Below are 20,276 nucleotides of genomic sequence, written 5' to 3' on the forward strand. Positions count from 1 at the left end.
GTTGCCAGATAGCTACCAAATAACGCTAACAGGCTATGAACCAACCTGGACGATAGGATTACGCAACACACCAATACCCTCGACCTCTGCCTCCATAAGATCGCCGGGCGCGAGGAACTGAGGAGGCGTGCGCGAGAAGCCAACCCCGCTGGGCGTCCCGGTCGCGAGGATATCGCCTGGTTCCAGGGTCATGCCCCGTGAGAGGACCGCCAGAGCCTGATTAATATTAAATATCATTGACCCTGTGTTCCCCTCTTGCTTTGTCTCGCCATTCACGCGCAGACGTAATTCAAGGTTGTGGGGATCGGAGATCTCGTCGGCGGTGATAATCCAGGGTCCCATCGGGGCACTTCCATCAAGGCTCTTGCCTTTAAAGAACTGCTTATGCTGCTTCTGTAAATCGCGCGCGGTCACATCATTGATGACGGTATAGCCAAAGACATACGAAAGCGCATCAGACTCGGAGATATTCTTTCCCTTCTTCCCAATGATAACCCCCAGCTCAACTTCCCAATCGATCTCGCTAGAGACCTGTGGATCAATCTCGATCTCTCCATAAGGGCCATTCACACTGGTAGGAGCTTTGGTAAAAAAGACAGGAATCTCCGGTTCCTGCCCCTGATGCTCGCGCAGGTTTCCGGTTTCCTTGGCATGCTCGCTATAGTTGACAGCAAGGCAGAAGATATTCTTGCGCGGCCTGGGAATGGGAGCAGCTAACCGGACCTCGCTCAAGGCGTGTGCCGCACCAACCTCGCTGAAAGCCTGAACCTCGCTAAAACGGCGGCTTCCTGCCCGACTAAGTATTACCTGAAGCGCAGGCTGATAGCGCTCATAGCTCTCGATAAGATCGAGCATCTGATCTGGAACATCAAGCTGCAAGGCGCGTCCCGCCAGATCGACATCAAGGACTTCATTGTCACGCACGATGCCCAGGTGCGGTTCTGGTATCTGACTGGTTGCAAAGCTGACAAGTTTCACTAGAGGCATCCTCCTTTCAACTGTCCCTCATTGTACAACATAGTTTCGAAAGGAAGGCATAGAACTGTCAGGGAATCAAGGCCGCGCGCATGATTTCCAGCGGTGCAGGACGATTTAGCCAGAGCTCAAAGGAGAGCGCTCCCTGATGTAATAGCATAGAGAGGCCATTAGCCGCGCGCAGATCCATAGTGCGCGCCTGGAGCAAGAGGTGCGTTTGAATTGGGTTGTAGATCATGTCATAGACAAACGTATCACTATCAAAGCGAGCCAGTACATCGACGGGCAAAGGACTAACATCCTCATGTAGCCCAACGGAGGTTGCGTTAATAATGATAGACGAGGAATGCGGGATCAGAAAGTTAGGGTCACTCAGGCTAAATACTGGACAATCGTAGCTCTTCTGAATCTCAGCTGCTAGCAACTGCGCGCGCTCCAGATGCCGATTTAAAATGACCAGGCGTTCTACTCCTGAGCTTGCCAGCGCAAAGGCCGCGCCACGCGCGGCTCCTCCCGCGCCCAGCAGGACCGCCGTATGCCCTTTTAGCGAGATGCTTTCATCTGACTGTCTACTGCCTAGACCATGCTCATGCAACGCTCGCAACAAACCAGGCGCATCAGTATTGTAGCCATGCAGGTAGTCGTCCTTATTAACGATGGTGTTAACCGCCCCAATCTGTGCCGCCAGGGGATCAACCTTATCCAGTAGGGGAAGAACCTCCTCTTTATAGGGAATAGTAACGTTAGCCCCCAGGCAATTCGGCTGACAGAGCGAGCGAATGCGCACAAGAAGCTGCTCAGGAGGAGTGCGCCACAGTTCATAACGCGCTGGAATACCAAGAGCATCTAGCGCTGGCTGCTGAAAACGCGGCGAAAATGAGTGTGCCACAGGATTGCCAATCAATCCCACATGCAGCTGTGGCATGCTTGCTTTCGCTTTCTTGCTCCGGTTGACTTCATTTCTGGCTGGCATGGAAACTCCAACGATAGATCTATCAAACTCTAGCACATAGATACTGTACTACTTCAAATACAGGGAGCATTGCCGTTGCTATTATAACAGAATATTCAATAACACTCGCTCAATGCTCGTGTGTATGCTTATGATTCCCATCTGAGTGCAAGTCTTCGAGTGGAGTGCCGAGCCAGCAGCGCAGGACATTGGGACGTTCGAGTTCGCGCTTGCCCAGACCATAGCCGACACGTGCCAGGCGTAAGGGAGGACGGCGGAACTCGGCCAGGGTCGCCAGAAGAGCAGCGCCAGTTGGAGTCACCAGTTCGGCAGGCGTCATATCGGTTGTCGTGGGAGCACCTGCGGAGGCCAAAAGATTGAGCACAGCGGGCGCGGGCAACGGAAGCCAGCCATGTGCAGCACGTGTCCAACCAGTCCCAAGGGGAAGTGGCCCTGAGAAGACCTGCTCCACGCCAAGCAGTTCAAGACCCACTACAACACCCACAATATCCACAATAGCGTCAAGCGCTCCCACCTCATGAAAATGGACTTCCTCAGGCGAGTAGCCATGTACCTGTCCCTCAGCTTCCGCCAGGAGAGTGAAAACTTGAAGGCTCTGGCGCTTCACGCGCTCCGACAGGCCACTTCCATTGATGATAGCACGCACATCTGATAGATGGCGATGCTGCTCCTGTTCCGGCGCATCAACCAGCGCGCGTGTACCCGAGATATAACCCCGCACCTCGCGCTGGGAGGTAATATTCCATCCCGAGACATTTAATTTCCGCAACTCGGCGTGCAGGCTGTCGAGCGATAGCCCCAAATCCAGAAGTGCGCCAAGAGTCATATCGCCACTGATACCAGAGAAACAGTCAAAATAGATAGCCTGAGACATTCTATAATCCTTATCCATTCCATTCATACTAGCATCAGCATACCACAACTCACGCGCACTCGCTTCCCGCAATCTCGCGAATAGTAGAAGGTATATATTTGAGCCAGAAATATAAGATGCCACCTGGATCACTCATATTATGAGCGATCCAGGTGGCATCTAAATAAGGGAAGAGATAGCAGCACCATACTGCCATTTAAACACGAGTGTCGCTCATCTCCTGGTTAGCATCGCCACGTGAAACACGTGCCACAATGGCCGTTATGTTATCCAACCCACCTTCGGCGTTTGCCTGCTCTATCAGTTTATCGACACTTTCGGCGGGCTCATACGCCGCGATAATCTCAGCTATTTTAGCATCTTCCACCATACCAGAGAGGCCATCTGAGCAAAGTAAAAGTGTATCGCCATCCTGCAATTGCTCAGTGAACAAATCAATCCCAACACCGGGGTCAATTCCCAGGCTGCGTAAGATCACGTTGCGCTGTGGATGCACACGTGCCTGAGCCTCTGTAATCAATCCAACTCGAACCTGCTCAGCAACCCAGGAATGATCTTGTGTTACCTGGCGCGCAGAGCCATCACGCACAATATATGCGCGACTATCGCCAACATTCGCAAAGTACGCCTGCTCGCCCTGGACAACACAAGCGACACAGGTTGTACCCATATCGTTGCCCTCCTGTACAGCACGCTTGAAGAGCTCAATGTTAGCTTGCGATATCGCCAGCTTTAGCGACTGAGCAATATCTTCTTCATGATCTTGATCCGCATAGTAGAATTTGTTGACTGCATTGATAACCATATCGCTTGCAACCTCGCCGCGCGCGTGTCCTCCCAGACCATCGGCAACAATCAAGAGAGCACCCCGCTCACATAAGGCAGTAGGATCTTCAGGCACAATAGCGAGCAAATTATCTTCGTTGAGCGAGCGTTTACGTCCGGTATCGGTGCGAGAAGCTACCGTGAGATGAAGCGAACTATCCATAAAACACTCCTTTTCCAAACCCAATTGACGCTTAAATCACGCAACAGCCTGTTCGCACAAATGCGACACGGGCGTCAAATGCTAGCAAGTACAGTGGCATCACGGATGCACGCTGGAATGCTGCTACGATATACCGGGACCTGCTTCTTGTCAAGGGACAAAGCATCAATATCATAATGTCAGAGAGCCCATAATATGAGTCTCATTAGTCTTCAGAACCCAGGAGAGAATATCCTGACGCATCTCAACCAATGCGAGAACAAAAAGAGAGCGACCCATATAAGGGTCGCCCCAATCACAATATGGAGTAAGAAGGTATCTCTACTTTATATTTATTGTGAAATCATAGCGCATCACATACATGGCACATGACTGCCCTTTTGTATTGCACAACGCCCGTTTGGCAAATTCCAGATTAGTTGTACCTGTTCCTTGTGCGGTAAAGCGCCACACACAGACATTGGCTGACTGGTCCGCTATGCCAGGCGTTAGATCGAGTTGCAAAGGCCCCTGCGACTTTGTAGGCCCTGTCCAACGACTCCCAAAGGGAAGCTGGATCTCAATGACATCGCCCTTCTTGGCGCTCACTGTGCTATGCTGTTGTGCCTGCTTGATCGTTACCGCAGGGTTAGTAGAGCGCTTCTCAAGAACAGTATCAGTTGGACAACCATGCTCCGCACCAAAGCCCTTGACAGTCTTTGTTACTCCATCGCCAGCTCCACTACTTCCCGTACCGTCGCTGCTAGTGCCACCAGCACCACAGGCAGACAGGAAGAGTAGCAACGCAAACATGAGCAGGATAGTCATAAAAAATGGCTTACGATCCCTGATGTGAGGCTGTTGCTCGCTGCTCTTAGCGACTACAGCGTAATGCCGCTTTCCTTTTGGATGCGTGGACATAGTTATGCACACTCCTTTTCGGATACATCTCAGCGTCGGCGAGGTGTTCCGAATAATTTACAAACCTTCTCTCTGTCAGGCTATGGAGGATCTAAACCTCCCCTTCCCCACATCCACGATATTTCACAGAGAGAACGCCAGAAGGAGACCAAAAGTTCCTAATATCAAAGCATTACATTGCATTAACGCTTGCTTAAAGAAACAGGAAGATAATAGAAACCACATACTATCCCAGCACAGATTCACGAGTGAGATGCTAACCATGAAACAGAGAGAAGATACGATAGATCGTCGACAGCCAGTAAGTCAGTATGGAACCCTAACTTGTCTCATGCTGCTATGCATCCTCATGCTTGCCGGTTGTAGCGGACCCCAGATCAATGAGCAGCCCCTTAAGGGCACAGTACGCGTCACCGGATCAACAGCTCTTCTGCCTCTTGCCCAGGAGGCGGGTAAACTCTTCGAGCAACAACATCCAGGGACGAAGATAGAGGTGAGCGGAGGTGGAAGCGGACACGGACTCGATGCTGTAACAACACAAAAAGCCGAGATAGGCAACTCCGATATTTACGCCAACCCCGCGATCTATCCCGACCCCAATCTGACGGATCATATCGTTTGTGTTACTCCCTTTGTTATGGTCGCCAATAATGGGGTAACAATCTCCTCACTTACGCTCCAACAGATCATTGATATCTTCTCAACAGGCAAGATTAACAACTGGAGTCAGGTTGGAGGGCCAGATCTGAAGATCACACCAATCGTCAGGCCAAGCAATTCGGGTACACGCGCCACATTCCGCAAATATATCCTCGGGGGACGTGACGAGAAGGGTACGCTACTCAAAACAGACTCTTCAACCGAAGTACGTGATATGGTAGCGCACACGCCAGGCGCGATTGGATACCTTGCAGCCTCCTATGTCACACAGGATGTTCACACGCTCGCGCTCAATGGGCAAAAAGCCACAGAGCAAAATATCGCCTCGGGTAGCTATAATTTCTGGAGCTACGAACATATGTATACGCTCGGTGGAGATGATGCCACCCTCGAAGCCTTCTTGCAATTCATGTTGACAGATCAGGTGCAACAGAAGGCTCAGAATTTAGGCTATGTCCCCATCAACAGTATGCAAAACGAGTAATGTCTCGCACCTATAACAACAAGGATAAAAGTGTAGGGTGAAATGTTGCGCACAGCATTTCACCCTACACTTTTATCTCGAGATACACTTCGCAGGCCTCTTCCCTCATACACAGAACTGGAAGTGCGGAACCTATAACACAAGCTTATTGACAGTTCTATATCCACAGACTACAATATGTATCTGATTCGATGATTTCGATATGCAAAGCGTGCGATATGCCGCAACCTTCGCCAGTGAGCAAGGCACATAGCTATTCGAGACTAGCGAATGGGAGAAGAGTCGCGAAGCTCGCGCGACAGCTCTTCGGTGCTCCCCATTGAGCAATGCAAGTCGTAGATTTTCAAAGTACACCTTCTGCTACGGAGTACACCTTCTGCTACGGACTTCACCAACTAATACGGGTAGACAACTACCGGCGGTATCGGCTCAATCCAGCTAGCAGGCATAAGTATGCCTCTATGATTGAGAGACACATTCCAGTGCTCACGACGCGCATATGCGCGAACCGTGCCAGGATTGCCGTCTGATTGGTGAGGTAGACGTATCGCAGGAGGTTTATTTCTTTTGAACAAACTGATCGCATCTCTTCTAGTGCTGCTTGGTGCGGCATCCTTTGGCGTTCTCTCCACCTTTGTCAAGCTGGGCTACGAGGCTGGCTTCTCCGCCGGAGAAATCACCGGCTCACAAGTTTTATTAGGCTGCGTGGGTCTCTGGCTGCTGAGCATCCCCTCGCTAGGCCATCTACGCAAGCTCACATGGAAAACCATAGGCAAACTCATCGCGAGTGGAAGCTTTTCAGGACTGACAGGGATCTTTTATTACCTTGCTCTACAGACAGTTTCTGCCTCGCTGGGAGTAGTGCTCCTCTTTCAATTTGTCTGGATGGGGATGCTTGTCGACTGGCTGATCCACCGCCAGGCACCGACACCGAATCGCTGGCTCGCCCTGGTGAGCGTCCTGGTGGGAACATTGCTCGCAGCAAACTATCAGACGCTTCTCTCATCATCGTTAGACCTCAAGGGGATTTGTCTGGGTCTACTAGCGGCAGCCAGCTATACAGGCAATATTGTAATAAATGAGCGTGTCGAGCCACAGGTACAACCAACATTACGTAGCACACTAATCATGACAGGGGCTCTCATCGTCACGCTATTCATCTTTCCACCTCACTTCCTGGTTAACGGTTCACTAACGCGAGGACTCTGGTTCTGGGCGCTGCTCCTAGGTTGTTTTGGCGTCATCATCCCTCCCTTCCTCTTTGCCAGGGGAGTGCCAATCATTGGAGCGGGTCTCACGACCATCCTTGGCTCAATCGAGTTGCCAGTTGTCATCCTTATGTCTACCTTTGTTCTACGCGAGGATATCGAATTGTTGCAATGGCTTGGAGTGCTGCTTATTCTTGCCGGCATTCTACTTGCACAATGGCGCTTCAAACCTACCCGACGATGGCGTGAAAACATAGCCTCATCCTGATCACATATATTGGTAATTGCGACTTTCTTAAACTTCTCATAACGCAATGTTAACGAGTAAGGTGTAAGCTACTCGTCAGTGCCATATCTAAAATATGGTTACTTAATTTTTCTTAGGCGCTTATGATGGAAGGAAAGGTGGGCTATGAGCCTCACTCGCACACAGGCCCATACGCAAACTCCAAGGTCAAGTAACTCATCCGGTCAATTATCAACCGGGAATGCCCCACAAGGAGGGCAAACATCTCTACGTATTCGCCCAACCTTCCGTGGTGGACGAACACTGATCCTGGATATGCCAATTGGGCAACGCCTCACAATAGGCTTCCTCCTGGCGGCCCTGATCGCTACTCTGGTCGCCAGTCTGATTGGTGTACAGCGTTCGCAGTCATTGAGCCGCCAATCTGAGTTCTATCAGGACCTCTTACGCACAAATACCTCGCTGACGACAGGGGCAAATTTCCTGCAATTGATGAACACTGAGGCAGGAGCGCTTATAGAAGACGCCAACGCCCCCCAGCCTTCGGAAGAGACAATCAAACAAGATGAAACCGCCCTCCTGGGTCTGATAGATCGCTATGAAACAACTCTAAAAACGTATGTAAGTCAGGATCTGGTCAGTAATCATTCCTCGCAGGTGGCATTACTAGAAGAAGCCAACAAAGGAGAGCAGGTTCAACAGCAGGAGACTATGGCCGCCAGTGCTCAGCGCACATGGCAAGTCTATCGCATATCCCTTGAGCAAATCATTACGAGTGTCAAAGCGGGAAATATAGCAGAAGCCCAGACATTCTCGCGTGTGCAAGCAGAACCAACAAATGGAGATGCCATCAGCGCCCTACGCGCCCTCATTCACCTTAATCAGAAGCTCTCAGACTCTATCAACATCGCCTCAGCTGTCGAGGAGCAGCAACAACTGATCACAACGATTGTAGGCTCGTTACTGGCCTTTATCGCGATCTCTTTGGTAGGCTGGTTCATTTCAGGAACCATTGTACGACGGCTAAAGCGCTTACTACATGTGACACAGGCAGTCGAACGTGGAGATATGCTAGCTCGCGTGGAAGTCGTAGGTCGCGACGAGATTGGAAGTGTCTCTGCATCAACCAACGCCATGTTGAACGCAATCTCCGACCTGTTCACTGAGACACGTCTCCAGCGTGACGCGTTAACCAATGCCGCTGAGCATCTATTCACCAATATGCGCGTCGTGAATGCTGGCGACTTACGTATCAATGCCTCAGTCAACAACGATCCTATCGGCCTACTGGCAAGCGCCTTCAACTTCACAGTTGGTCGCTTCAGACGCTTTGTTCTGCGCGTCCAAACCATGACAGAACAACTTGACGCGGCCTCACGCTACGAGGTTGAGCGCGCAGAACATTTTGTGACTATATTGAACTCCTTTGATCCCGCTCAACAGATCCCCACACGCAAAGGGGAAGAGAAGCCACTCTCGCCACAAGCTAGCGAGGCAGTAAACAAAATAAAGCGTCTCTATGAACATGTACATAATTTATCAGATGAGAATCATCAAAAGCGCCTTCAGGCGATCCAGACCTCAAACGAGCAAATCATTCAGGTTATAGACCGCTTACAACAGGTTCTAGCACACGATGGTGGCAATCGTAACACTTCAGCTCCTTCGCCTATCAGCAATAGCCGAGCCGCGATGCTCACGCATGATTTACGTATGCTAGAACTCCAGACACAAAACATGTATAAAGATCTCCAGCATACTCAATGGGAGCGCAGCCAGCGATTCCTTGAGATGGAGAAGGAACTTAACCAGGCGCTGAAAGCTGTGCAGGCACTAGACAAGGCGCAGGGCGCGTTGCATTCGCTCTCGGCAGAGGAACAAGAGGAATTGCTACACGCAGGGCATCTCTTCGTAAGCGATGTGCTCTCCATGTCTCGCAAACTTCACGCGCTTTCTCAGGAAGTGCGCGTAAATATGATATCTTTCCAATTGGATGGTTCAGAAGAGGTCATGCCTCAGCGCCACATGGATAATCAAAGGCTACGGCATGCTCCTGGCTCTATACACCACTCTCATTCGCATAGACAATAGCCGATATATGTGTGGACCTCTGACCTTAAGAGGTCAGGCCCACGATTGAGAGCATCACAAGAAGTTCCTCAGACTCCTGAAGAAAGTGGGCGAATGGGAGGACCTGATGGACAAGTCCCCGGTCAAGAGCAGTCGTGGCATCAATGGTATCACCATGCCTCATAAGATCTTCGAAGCCTTGTGGACCCAGGAGGGCTGGCAGACGTTGTGTGCTAGCAGAAGGAAAAAGGCGGGCATTCTCAGCAGGCATACGGAACGAAGCGTCATTGCGTGCGATCAATGTATCACAGAGCGAAGCCAGTTCGCAGCCAGGGCCATATGTACATCCTTTGATCAAAGCCACCGAAGGAATACCATGCTGATGAAGTTTCGTAAAGACGACATCGACGGTATGTGCGGCCTCATGCAACTCCTGTAAAGCTGGGCCATCTGGAGGAAGCTCGAAACCGGAACAGAACGCATCCTCACCCGTACTACTAAGCACAACCAATTTTGGGGCTTGCAATACGGCCTTCTGTAAGCTCGCGGCGAGCTGGTTTAGCAACAAAACATTCAAAGCATTATGAGGGGGGCTATCGAGGATGATCCAGAGGATATTGTTCCGCACACGAGTACGAACGTTTGACATACGGCCTTCCTGTCGCTCCATGCACCCACATAAAGGGCGCTACTTAACATAGACATGGTAGTTCATTATAGCATCTTCTATGGATCTATTGGAGCTTCTCAACCCAGCATGCCAAAATCATATACCAACTGTCACTACAAGTCATGAGCCCTGATATGGATAAAAGTGAAGGATGTTCTATTTCCGAACATCCTTCACTTTTATCCAAGGGAACACTGCCTACCAGAAGGTAGCATCAGGATGTATACCGTTGCTGATAGGTAGTAAGCATCTGGCTGATAAAAGCCCACTCCTCGCTGGAATAGGGCATAGGCATCGGGCGTGCCGACTCTGGCATCTGGCCTAGGTTACGATAATAGTTCTTCAACCCTTGCGTAATATCAGGGTTACCTCCAGTAAAGGAATCAAGCATAGCTTGCCATTGCCCAGCCAACGCCTGAGCTTCAGTACCTGCTGGATCAGCTCCATTGGCGATCAAGCGCTTGAGTTCAGCGCCAAGCTCACTCCAACGTTGGGAAGCACGTATCTGGTCATCCTCGGTAAAGTGGCGCGCACTTTCAGCCAGCTTCTGCCGCTGTTCCTCAGTATAAGATGCCTTGGAAAGCGCCTCCATCTGGCGTAATTGTTCATCAGTAAAATGCTTCTTCCGCCAATCATTGTTCTGTTGCATTTGCATCACCTGGATCACGTGAAGAATAGCAGGCCAATCTTGTTCATTGGCAACAAGCAATTTCCGAGTTTCTTCGAGGGTCCGAATAACCATCTCTAACTGATATTGCTTATCCAGCAGCATGCTATGCTGTTGGGCCAGCGACTCACGCAGGTCGTATGGGCCAACATGCAGACAATACTTGATTTCCTCTAGCGAGAAACCTAGAAACTTGAGTGCTAGAATCCGTTGCAAACGTAAGAGGTCGTCATCGGTATAAAGGCGATGACCAGCCTCAGTATGTGCGGTGGGCGTAAGCAGCCCAACCTGATCGTAAAAGCGCAACGTACGCAACGAGACAGAGGCCATACGAGCAAATTCGCCCGTATGATAGAAACGTTGATCCAAGTGCTTCCTCCTTTCAATCAGGAGTATATGGGGTGACGTTACGTTATATGCAAGACTTTATGATGCCAATTTGGCGGAGAAGAGATGCTTCTAACTTTTTCAAGCTAAAAGGTGGTACGTAGCACGCGCAAGAATCCTTGTGCGTATGTTACGTACCACCTTATTTTATTTATAGCAAATCTGGATTGGTTTAAATACCCATGATCTTCGTCAAATAATTACGCGTCTCGGCGGGCAAGAAATTCATCCAGTTCGCTCCACCCTGATTGATAGCGTTCTGCACAACACCCGAACCAGCATTGTAGGAAGCCAGAGCCTTGGCATAGTCTCCGCCCCACTGCGCTTGCAAGCTAGACATATACTTAGCCGACCCATAGAGCGCCTGCACCGGATCCCAGGGATTAATCCCCAGACCTGCGGCAGTACTCGGCATAAATTGAGCAATACCAACCGCACCTGAAGGCGAGACTGCATTAGGATTGAAGCTACTCTCCGAATAAATTTGACGCACAAAGTAATCGGGATTAATCCCATACTTTATGGCAGCGTCACGCGCGATCTGCACATACTCACTCGTTGAGAGGAACTCTGGGACCCCTGAGGGCACAGCGGTCTTTGTGGATTTCGGCGTGGTGTCCTTATGTCCAACAATACTCCAACCAAAGTTCTGCGCCTCTATCATGCTTCCAATAACACCGCTAAAGGAGCTATCCGTTTGCCCATGACCTAGAGGAGTTAATGTCAGCAATGAGGTCAACATCATCGCAAACATAATGCCAAAGACAACAGCATAGCGGACTCGTGGATTAATCGTGCGCACACGTTCAAGCGAATCAGTGTCACGCTCGGCTGCTAGCTGAGTGGTTGTACGGGAAGCAGCCTTCTTCTTACGACTTCCGGGGATAACAATACGTCTATTGCTTGCTGTCTGCTGGTCAAGTGAAGCCTGGAGAGCAAGGACCAACGATTGAGTCGTCTCTATGTCATAAAGAGGCTGGTTAGGCATACGCCTTAAAGAGCCAGTGGTAGAGGACGTAGAATCGGCAGATAAAGGGCCTGAAGGTTGAGGAGAGGTGGTAATGTTTAATGTTGAGACTGCCTGCGCGTTGGCGTCACTGTCCTCGGCTATGGATGCTGTAGTGGGAGGAAGAAGCGAACTGGTCTGAACAGATCTCTCACTCGCCAGAACACTGGACTGTGAACCAACAGAGGCCTCAGGTTCAGTGCGAAATGACGGGAGCGAACGAAACTGCGACATAACCTACCTCATTACCAAACTACAAAAAACTACCCACTGGCAATGAGTCTATACGATGACGATGCGCTCGTCAATCTTCCGGGGGGAATGGGTGAAAAGTAATGTGGTTAAGCGCGACAATTTTAACCACTCACTATCCATATAAAGATGCAAAAGCAGGCATGCATGATATATATTATCAACATAATTACTCAGGCATATCCTGTGATACTCAAGCACTTCGAGGAATAAGAGGCATGGACTCTGAGTATTCAATCCAGACGAACCAACGCGGGTGGCAGGCCATGTACAACTGAAAAGTGAACCCAATGAGTAGAGTCCACTTTTCGGTCTAGATGCGTCAGGAAGAGGCAGACACCTTCTTCCGACGACGTGTTGAGAAGGAAACAGCCTGAGGCTCGGTGATAGGCTCATCAGCACTCACGTCTGTCGAGCGCCGGGATACACGCGGCTTCAAGCGCCGAAGCGCGCGAGCAGGCAAGTATGGCTCCATGGCTCGCAGAACATTATCATATGCCTGCTGCTGCTCATAGACTACACCAGATGGCCCTAATCGCCACCATTCGCGAGGTATAAATGGTGAGCTAGCTACATGCGGATACGCATAGCGCAAGTGATCAACCTGCGTTAACCAGCGCGCCATCTCGATAAAGACGGGTTGCTCGGTCAACCTAGCAGTATTATAGACATCATTCATAGAGCGCAACAGATGCCGCTGAGAAGCAGTAGCCAGATAATCCGACGAAGCATCAGGATCAAACGTTCCACCTTGCAGCGCGGGTGTAATCGGTAGAGGCAAGTAATACGACGATACCTCTGGTCGCGTCCCCAGTTCACTTAAGGTATGCGTGCGAACGCCCAGATTCTCTAGCTCACCAGGAAGCGCACGCATAAAATCGAAGATACCGCTACCTGCGCTATGCCGCTCACCAAAGGTCTCAAAATCCCAGCCTAGCACAACCTGATCGCCTGGCGTATTAGCAATCCAGGAAGCATAGGTTGTCGCGTAGAGCGGAAAATCGGACCAGTGTAAATCGGTAAAGCGTGAGCTAATATCATCACTTAAACGGCGATGACGAGTATAGATCAGAGGAGCCGTTAGTGAGCGTTCCTCCTTCGAACGCTGGCGCCTGGTAGCCAGCGGGCGCACATAGGGACCATCATCACCATAGTGATACAGGTATGTACTCTCACGCCACCCAAGCAAGTGTGGCTGACTATCCATTAACACGCCCTGGAAACCTGCAGCATCCAGCGCGTTATAGAGCGGCGCTGACATCCCTAGTTCGGTCGTACCCACGATACGCGGGCGCTTGCCGAAGAGTTCTGCCATATCGTCGGCCATCTTGCGCATATTGGCCTCAAAGGCCGGAAGATCAAACAGGAAAAGCAAGCTCTGGTATGGCTCCACCCCCAACAGTTCCACACGCTCCTCCGCAACCAGTTCACGAAAGAGGTCTAACAATTCGGGTTCCCAGGTCTGCACCTGCTGAAGCAGGGAGAACGAGAAGCCAATAGAGAGCCGCAAGCCACGCCTTGCCAGGTCCAGAAACATCTTCGTAGCTGGATAATAACAGCTCTGAGCAACCTGCCGGAAATAGCGCTCATTAAGGGCCTCATCGAAGAGGCAATGAGCGATATCATCGAGAGACGCCCCACGCGGAATTGGTTGCGCAGGAAGTTTCAAGCGGCGAGGCTGATGGACTATGGTATAGAGCGCTACATCTGCGACCATAAGACCGGTCCTCCCAAACTAGACGCCAGGTTTCTCAGCGACTTTCTCTTCCGGCTGTGAGACCGGTACTTCGACGGCGGTTGGAGCGGAATATTCCGCATATGAATTAGAGTGAGCCTGTGTTGGCGCAAGAGGAATATTCTGCTTGCGAGCCAGGAACTCCAATTTGCTAATCAGATTCGCGATCACGCGATCCCACACAAACTGGGCTGAAGTGCGATATCCACCCTGGCGTATACGCTCTTGCTCCTCTGGATGGCGCTGCATGTACAGGAGGTAGCCAACGATCTCATCGGGATCCTCCGTCTCAGTTACAATCGCATTCTCAAAGGAGATTGCATAATCCTCACCTGTAGAGCCAGTCACAGCAATGCCCTGAGCAGCCATGACTTCAAGCGCGACAAGTCCAAAAGGCTCATGCCCGCTATTGGCAAGCGTCGCATCAGCGGCAGCATAGGCCACACGTACAAACTCCTCGGGCAGGAAGAAGCGCAAGTTATAGATATCAGCGGGTCCAGCCTGCTCGATCAGGTCAATACACTGTTGCAGATTGGGGCGTTTGGCCTCTACGTCGCGAATGACCAGGCCGCGATGATAAGCGTGGCGCAAAACATCCGCTCCATGTGGCTCAATACCACCACGCACAAAAAGCGTCACAGGGTGACCACTTGCTTTCAGGCGCGCGGCAGCCTCAATCGCCATCATCCAACGCTTATCAGGATCGAAGCGTCCAATCTTAAAGAGGAAGAAGCGACGCGGGTCGTTCTGGCGTGCCACCGCACGTAGGCGCGTCACGGCATCCTGATCTACGGGTTGCAAGTAGCGAGCGGGAATGCCGTTGGGGATAACCAGGGGATTGACGTTGTACTGCCACATCTTATGCTTCATATACTTACTGACGGTACAGAGCGTCGTCACGAAGTTCAGGCGCGGCCAATCGATGCGGTGCAACGACATTAAACTATTGAGGTTCCAGAGCATTAATGTTTTCTGGCGCAGGCCGAACCAGTGCAGTAGATCGGATGTGCGACTCATTGCCTCAGCAGTATGCCAGTCCTCACCCATAATCACCACAGTCTTGCCCTCAGCATCCGCCGGACGCACGATGTCATTGTAAATATGATAGGGAACACTTTCGTTATAATCGTAAAGCTTCTGCTCCTCACCATCATAGACACCATTAGGATAATACTGACTCACCCACTGGGACCAGCGCTTGAGCACCAGGCGCCCATCATTACGATACTCAATAGCGGGCTTCTGTGGATCGCCAATATAAATGAGGTGCGTGGTATACCCTTGAGTTGCCAGAGCATCGCCAAGCTCAGAGATCCGTGTCCCTAAGCCACCAGCTGTAGAGTAGACATCGGGCCCCTCGAAACAAAGCAATACAAATAGCGTATTCTCTGGCGATATGGCGCCGTCAAGTTTCATCATAAGCAGAAAATCCTCTGAATTCAGAATAACAAGCGAGAGGGAAGTGGTTGGTGTTCGACATCGAACAAGGCCGCAGAACAGAGAGACTATCTGTTAGACTCACGAGCAGCGCAGCGCAACGGAGGCTCACCGAGTCGGGATCTACAGCACAGACCCGCATCCCTGTTGTGCCTGGTCGCATAATAAATACACAAACCGACACACAAACCAACACAAACCGGCTACCGACTATAGCAGCAAAAGCGAACTATAGTCTCAACAAGATGCAACTTAAAATTGTTGAGAATAAAGTCTTGTTTCGTGTTCAGTCTCAAACAACTCTACTACCAGTATATCATATAGGACATGGCATGTTATGAGACATGAAGAGCGAAACAAGCAGGAGACAGGAGAGAACGCGAAACAAATACAAAATAAAGAAAGGTATGATGCGAGAGTAACGTTTGCTTCTCGCATCATACTCTTCTAGACTCCTTAAGCATCCGAAGTGCTTAAGAAGTCTATCTATGGTAACAACGATTGTGGGTTGATTTGTTGATCTATGCTGTTGTTGCTATCATTGCTACCAGTTGTCCCCGGACCATTGGTCTGAGAAGGAGCGGTCGGCGATGGCGTCGGTGACGGTGTCGGTGACGGTGTCGGCGATGGCGTCGGTGACGGTGTCGGCGATGGCGATGGCGACGGTGATGGTTTCGCTGGCGGTGTCGTCGGCGTTGGTGTTGGATTCACGTTGTAGTTCTGCACATAGAGAGTGATCGTGCCCCCATCCTCAACCACCTGTCCTTCACCGGGATCCAGGCGGATGACGGTATTGGGACCATACGCACTATTGATACCTGCGTCAATAATATTGAGCTGCGAAATGGAGAACCCAGCATCTTTCAAACGCTTCTGCACCGTTGCCAATGGCTTATTGATAAGATCAGTGGGGATCTTATGGTTACGCGGCTTGGTCTTCATTTCCAACCCAATTGTCGTATTCGCCGCAACCTTGGTATTAGCATCCGGCGACTGGTGCGAGACGATACCATCTTCTGGACCTTTGAGAATCTTGACTTCCAGATGATTCCGCTCGGCAAGGGCCTTGGCCTCCTCAAACGTCATATTTGAGAAGTCGGGAACGGTCACCATAGCGGAAGATGGCGTCGATGTAGCGGTAGGCGTAATGCCCGGGACATGAATAACTCCGAGTTCGGCGGCAAGAAAGAGACTAAAACCTAATAATAGCAAGGCGGCCAGGACAATAAGAACAGTAACGACACCGGCTGCTCGGGAATCATTCTGCGCGTTGGGATGAACACCTGTGCGCGATAGCTCATCGCGCTGGAAAGGCCGTGTAGAACCACTACTCGTCGTCGCGGTATAAGGAACAGTTCCCTGCTCCGCAACCATCCTTGGATCGGCGGCAGGACCTGGTACATACATCTGATCACTATGGACAGGTGGGGTCATCTGCTGATTAGGCGAACTTATCTGACCATAGGGAGCCGAAACGCCCATCTGAGGAGAGGAAATCGCGGGATTGTAACCACTAGAACCGGAAGGAGGCGTGATTACGCCACCAGGTGTCACACCTCGCGGCAAGCCAATCTCCTCTTGACCCAGCATTTCAAGGGCACGCGCGAGCGAACTTCCATCGCGGAAGCGCATCTCGGGAATCTTCTCCAGGCAACGCAAAATTACATCCTCCAGGGCTGGAGGAATGTTCGGATTGAAATGGCTTGGAGGAGTTGGTACATCCTGAATATGCTGCATCGCAACCGCCACGGGTGTATCGCCATCAAAAGGCGTGCGACCAGTCAGCATTTCATACATAACGATGCCCAGAGCATAGACATCGGCGGCGGGACTGACAATCTCGCCCTGAGCTTGCTCCGGCGCATAGTATTGCACCGTGCCCAACGTCATGCCAGTAGTAGTCAGACGTTCGGCATTAATGTCTTTGTAGACGCTGGCAATACCAAAATCGGTGAGCTTGATTGAGCCATCACGTCCAACCAGCACATTCTGAGGTTTTACGTCACGATGGACGATTTGACGGCGATGAGCGGCACCCAGGCCAAGAGCAACGTCATGGGCAATTATGATCGCACGATCTACAGCCAACACCCCTCGCGAACGCAAGTAGCGACGCAGATCAGTCCCCTCGATCAGCTCCATTACGATAAAATAGTTGCCATCACTCTGACCATAATCGTAGACCTGTACGATATTAGGATGCTGTAGGGATGAAGCTGCCTTAGCCTCGCGCTGGAACCGCGTCACGAACTTGGGATCGGTGCTATACACCTCTCGTAGCACTTTAATTGCGACATCGCGTTCCATGTGCAAATCGCGTCCGCGGTAGATCGTAGCCATGCCGCCACGCCCTATAGACTCTTGTAGTTGGTAGCGCTCACCCAAAACTTCGATTTGCATAGTTCTCCGCACTGTACAGGCAATAGTCGTGTCACCCGTCTAGCGGGACAGGTCACACACAAGTAAATCGTGCAACTTATTGTAACCTATTCTGCGACAGAATGGAACACTCTTGCCAAAACTAGGATATATCGTTTGATAAACGCCCCTTCTCCACCAATTCAATCGGCTCTACAAGCCGCTTCAGGAGATAAACAAGTTCCTCACTATGAGATGCTCTGCTTCGGCTCGGAAGCGAGTTGACGTACATCGCCAACGCGCTTCGTGACACGCATCAGATCCAGGTGCTCCAGCAGAGGCAGAACGTATTTTCGGCTTGTGCCTAACGCATCGCGCGCCTCGGCAGCGGTCATTGTGCCATGCGCACGTAAATAGGCAGTCAGCCTGCTAACAGCCTCATCGTAGGTCGTACGGAGAAAGAGCACATCTTCCCCCAGTTTGACCAAAGTCCCTTGCCCAATCAGAGCCGCGATGACTTCAGGTTCGGCAATCTTCTCTGCTTCTGCGCGAACAGGTGGTCCATAAGGCTGGCGCCGAAAAGCTTGCTCAAGTGCATCAACCTGACGACGCTGCTCAGGCGTAAACGTGGGTTGAAAACCAGGCAGGCGAATCAAACCTGTAGAGCGACGCGTCGCTTCTATAAGAAGTGCCTCCTCTGATAGCGCGACCGCCTCCATGACGCCATCGTCCACTAGAACGGCAAACAATTCGGTGGCCTGCCGAGGCGTGAGATGCAACCGCGAACGCCACTCTTCTTTTGAGAATCCCTCTCGCAAAGGATACTGACGGTGATAGCTTGCGACCAGGCGCACACTTTCCTCCACAAAGGCATCCCAGGCCGAGCGCGCGAACCAGAGGCCAGCCTTCTCTTCACCGATATCATCAGTTCCGCTGACAGGTGCCCCCTTCGCACGGATGTGACGTACCCTTCCTTCTAATAACAACGACTTGAGCACCTGCCCTGTCACATCTTCGGCAAGATTCGCCAACCTCGCTACCTCTGCCAAATCATAGCCCTCGATAGTTGGGCGAACCTTTGGAGAAGTGCCGCCGGTATTGCCTGAATTGGAAGCATGCGTACGCCGGTCCAGGGCCACCAGCACAAGTTCCTCAGGAAGGCCATGACGCAGGCGCTCAAGAGCTTCCAGTATGGGCCTCTGGAAGCGACGGTGATAACGTGGACGCACGTCGATCACCTCTCCTCCGCCAATAGTGAAGCTAGGGGAAGGAATACGCAGCACAAAGGCGTCGCGACGTGCCGCTACAGCAGGTCGGCTAAAGCGTAATTGTACCCAGGCGCTCTCTCCTGGCATCAACTCTTCAGTATCCAGCAAGCGCACGCGAGCAGGTATTTCCTGCGAGCCACAATAGAACTCAACCTGAGTATTATGGGTCAGCGAGCGCTCAGCATCAGCCAGAAGCGAGATACGCGCATCCAGCAGAACCGTCGAACGTAGCTGTCCTGGCAACGTGACAACATCGCCACGCTTCAGATCCGAGCGCGAAATGTTAGGCAAATTTATGGCGACCCGATGGCCCGGTCCCGTAGACTCTATACTCTGCTTATGCATTTGTAAGCCACGGATGCGCGTCCTCTGCCTCCCCGGTAGAATCTCAATCTCTTGCCCCAGACGGAAGCTGCCATCCAGCAACGTCCCTGTTACAACGGTGCCGAAACCTGTCAGTGTAAATACACGATCAATTGGCAGGCGTGGGCGCGCGATATCCTGGCGCTCCTCCGAAGAATCCAGTAAGCGTTCAAGCTCAGCAAGCAATTGCGGTAGCCCTTTACCTGTATACGCAGAAACTGGCAGAATAGATGCTTGAGCAAGCGTCGTGGGACGAATTAATTCCGCGATCTCTTCCCGTACCAGTTCCAACCATTCATCGTCAACGAGATCGGCCTTTGTGAGAGCAACGACTCCTTGACTCACGCGCAACAGATCCAGAATCGCCAGATGCTCGCGCGTCTGAGGCATAATACCTTCGTCGGCAGCCACAACCAGCAAGGCTGCATCGATCCCCCCCACGCCAGCGAGCATATTCTTAATGAAGTCCTCGTGGCCGGGTACATCAATGATACTGACTTCGCGCCCATGGGGCAGTGTCAGCCATGCAAAGCCCAGATCAATGGTCATGCCTCGCGCCTTCTCTTCGGCGAGGCGGTCGGGATCAATTCCCGTCAAAGCCTGGACCAGGGCCGATTTTCCGTGATCGACATGTCCGGCAGTTCCAATACAACTCATTGAGCTAGCAGCCAGATAGGCAGAGACACGCTCTGCCCCTTTCCTTAATCTAAAGAAGAACTGTGCTATTCATTAGCAGATATTATAGCGCGTTTAG

The 20,276-nt window shown here is 51.3% G+C and carries 15 protein-coding genes; 3 read left to right on the forward strand and 12 right to left on the reverse strand.

Annotation, left to right across the window (positions count from 1 at the left end; genetic code table 11):
• Window positions 1–33: 33 nt before the first annotated feature.
• From K3T82_RS09905 to K3T82_RS09925, 5 genes are all read right to left on the reverse strand, one after another.
• The gene (locus tag K3T82_RS09905) at window positions 34–978 is read right to left on the reverse strand and encodes a fumarylacetoacetate hydrolase family protein (protein ID WP_220193308.1); all 945 of its coding nucleotides are present in this window, start codon (window positions 976–978) and stop codon (window positions 34–36) included.
• Between the two features lie 67 nt (window positions 979–1,045).
• The gene (gene aroE / locus K3T82_RS09910; RefSeq protein WP_220193309.1) at window positions 1,046–1,900 is read right to left on the reverse strand and encodes a shikimate dehydrogenase; all 855 of its coding nucleotides are present in this window, start codon (window positions 1,898–1,900) and stop codon (window positions 1,046–1,048) included.
• Between the two features lie 157 nt (window positions 1,901–2,057).
• Window positions 2,058–2,822, reverse strand: a complete 765-nt coding sequence (gene larC, locus K3T82_RS09915; RefSeq protein WP_220193310.1) for a nickel pincer cofactor biosynthesis protein LarC — start codon at window positions 2,820–2,822, stop codon at window positions 2,058–2,060.
• A 196-nt stretch (window positions 2,823–3,018) separates the two neighbouring features.
• The gene (locus K3T82_RS09920; RefSeq protein WP_220193311.1) at window positions 3,019–3,810 is read right to left on the reverse strand and encodes a Stp1/IreP family PP2C-type Ser/Thr phosphatase; all 792 of its coding nucleotides are present in this window, start codon (window positions 3,808–3,810) and stop codon (window positions 3,019–3,021) included.
• 321 nt (window positions 3,811–4,131) lie between these two features.
• Window positions 4,132–4,710, reverse strand: a complete 579-nt coding sequence (locus tag K3T82_RS09925) for a protease inhibitor I42 family protein (protein WP_220193312.1) — start codon at window positions 4,708–4,710, stop codon at window positions 4,132–4,134.
• 262 nt (window positions 4,711–4,972) lie between these two features.
• Between K3T82_RS09925 and K3T82_RS09930 the strand changes: the two genes are divergently transcribed.
• The 3 genes from K3T82_RS09930 (at window position 4,973) to K3T82_RS09940 (ending at window position 9,400) form a co-directional block, all read left to right on the forward strand.
• Window positions 4,973–5,854: a phosphate ABC transporter substrate-binding protein gene (locus K3T82_RS09930; RefSeq protein ID WP_220193313.1), complete on the forward strand. Its 882-nt coding sequence runs from the start codon at window positions 4,973–4,975 to the stop codon at window positions 5,852–5,854.
• A gap of 567 nt (window positions 5,855–6,421) precedes the next feature.
• On the forward strand, window positions 6,422–7,330 hold the full coding sequence (locus K3T82_RS09935) for an EamA family transporter (protein WP_220193314.1): 909 nt from the start codon (window positions 6,422–6,424) through the stop codon (window positions 7,328–7,330).
• A 144-nt stretch (window positions 7,331–7,474) separates the two neighbouring features.
• A complete protein-coding gene (locus tag K3T82_RS09940; RefSeq protein WP_220193315.1) occupies window positions 7,475–9,400 on the forward strand; it encodes an MCP four helix bundle domain-containing protein in 1,926 nt (641 codons plus the stop codon).
• A 25-nt stretch (window positions 9,401–9,425) separates the two neighbouring features.
• On the opposite strand, the gene K3T82_RS09945 is transcribed toward K3T82_RS09940, so the two are convergent.
• The 7 genes from K3T82_RS09945 to selB all read right to left on the reverse strand — a co-directional run bounded on the left by K3T82_RS09945 (window position 9,426) and on the right by selB (window position 20,179).
• Window positions 9,426–10,028, reverse strand: coding sequence for an enoyl-CoA hydratase/isomerase family protein (locus K3T82_RS09945; protein WP_220193316.1), 603 nt, complete (start codon window positions 10,026–10,028; stop codon window positions 9,426–9,428).
• A gap of 235 nt (window positions 10,029–10,263) precedes the next feature.
• Window positions 10,264–11,085 carry a MerR family transcriptional regulator gene (locus K3T82_RS09950; RefSeq protein WP_220193317.1) on the reverse strand — a complete coding sequence of 274 codons (822 nt, stop codon included), beginning with the start codon at window positions 11,083–11,085 and terminating at the stop codon, window positions 10,264–10,266.
• 190 nt (window positions 11,086–11,275) lie between these two features.
• Complete coding sequence (locus K3T82_RS09955) at window positions 11,276–12,343, reverse strand: lytic transglycosylase domain-containing protein (protein ID WP_220193318.1); 1,068 nt, start codon at window positions 12,341–12,343, stop codon at window positions 11,276–11,278.
• A 340-nt stretch (window positions 12,344–12,683) separates the two neighbouring features.
• A complete protein-coding gene (locus tag K3T82_RS09960; RefSeq protein WP_220193319.1) occupies window positions 12,684–14,078 on the reverse strand; it encodes a glycoside hydrolase family 57 protein in 1,395 nt (464 codons plus the stop codon).
• A gap of 18 nt (window positions 14,079–14,096) precedes the next feature.
• Complete coding sequence (locus K3T82_RS09965; protein WP_220193320.1) at window positions 14,097–15,515, reverse strand: glycosyltransferase family 4 protein; 1,419 nt, start codon at window positions 15,513–15,515, stop codon at window positions 14,097–14,099.
• Window positions 15,516–16,019: 504 nt separating this feature from the next.
• The gene (pknB, locus tag K3T82_RS09970; RefSeq protein ID WP_220193321.1) at window positions 16,020–17,933 is read right to left on the reverse strand and encodes a Stk1 family PASTA domain-containing Ser/Thr kinase; all 1,914 of its coding nucleotides are present in this window, start codon (window positions 17,931–17,933) and stop codon (window positions 16,020–16,022) included.
• 206 nt (window positions 17,934–18,139) lie between these two features.
• Window positions 18,140–20,179 (reverse strand): selenocysteine-specific translation elongation factor, encoded by a 2,040-nt coding sequence (gene selB, locus K3T82_RS09975; RefSeq protein ID WP_220193322.1) that lies wholly within the window; start codon window positions 20,177–20,179, stop codon window positions 18,140–18,142.
• Between the last annotated feature and the right edge of the window lie 97 nt (window positions 20,180–20,276).

It is taken from the genome of Ktedonospora formicarum (assembly GCF_016587355.1).
GTDB lineage: Bacteria > Chloroflexota > Ktedonobacteria > Ktedonobacterales > Ktedonobacteraceae > Ktedonobacter > Ktedonobacter formicarum.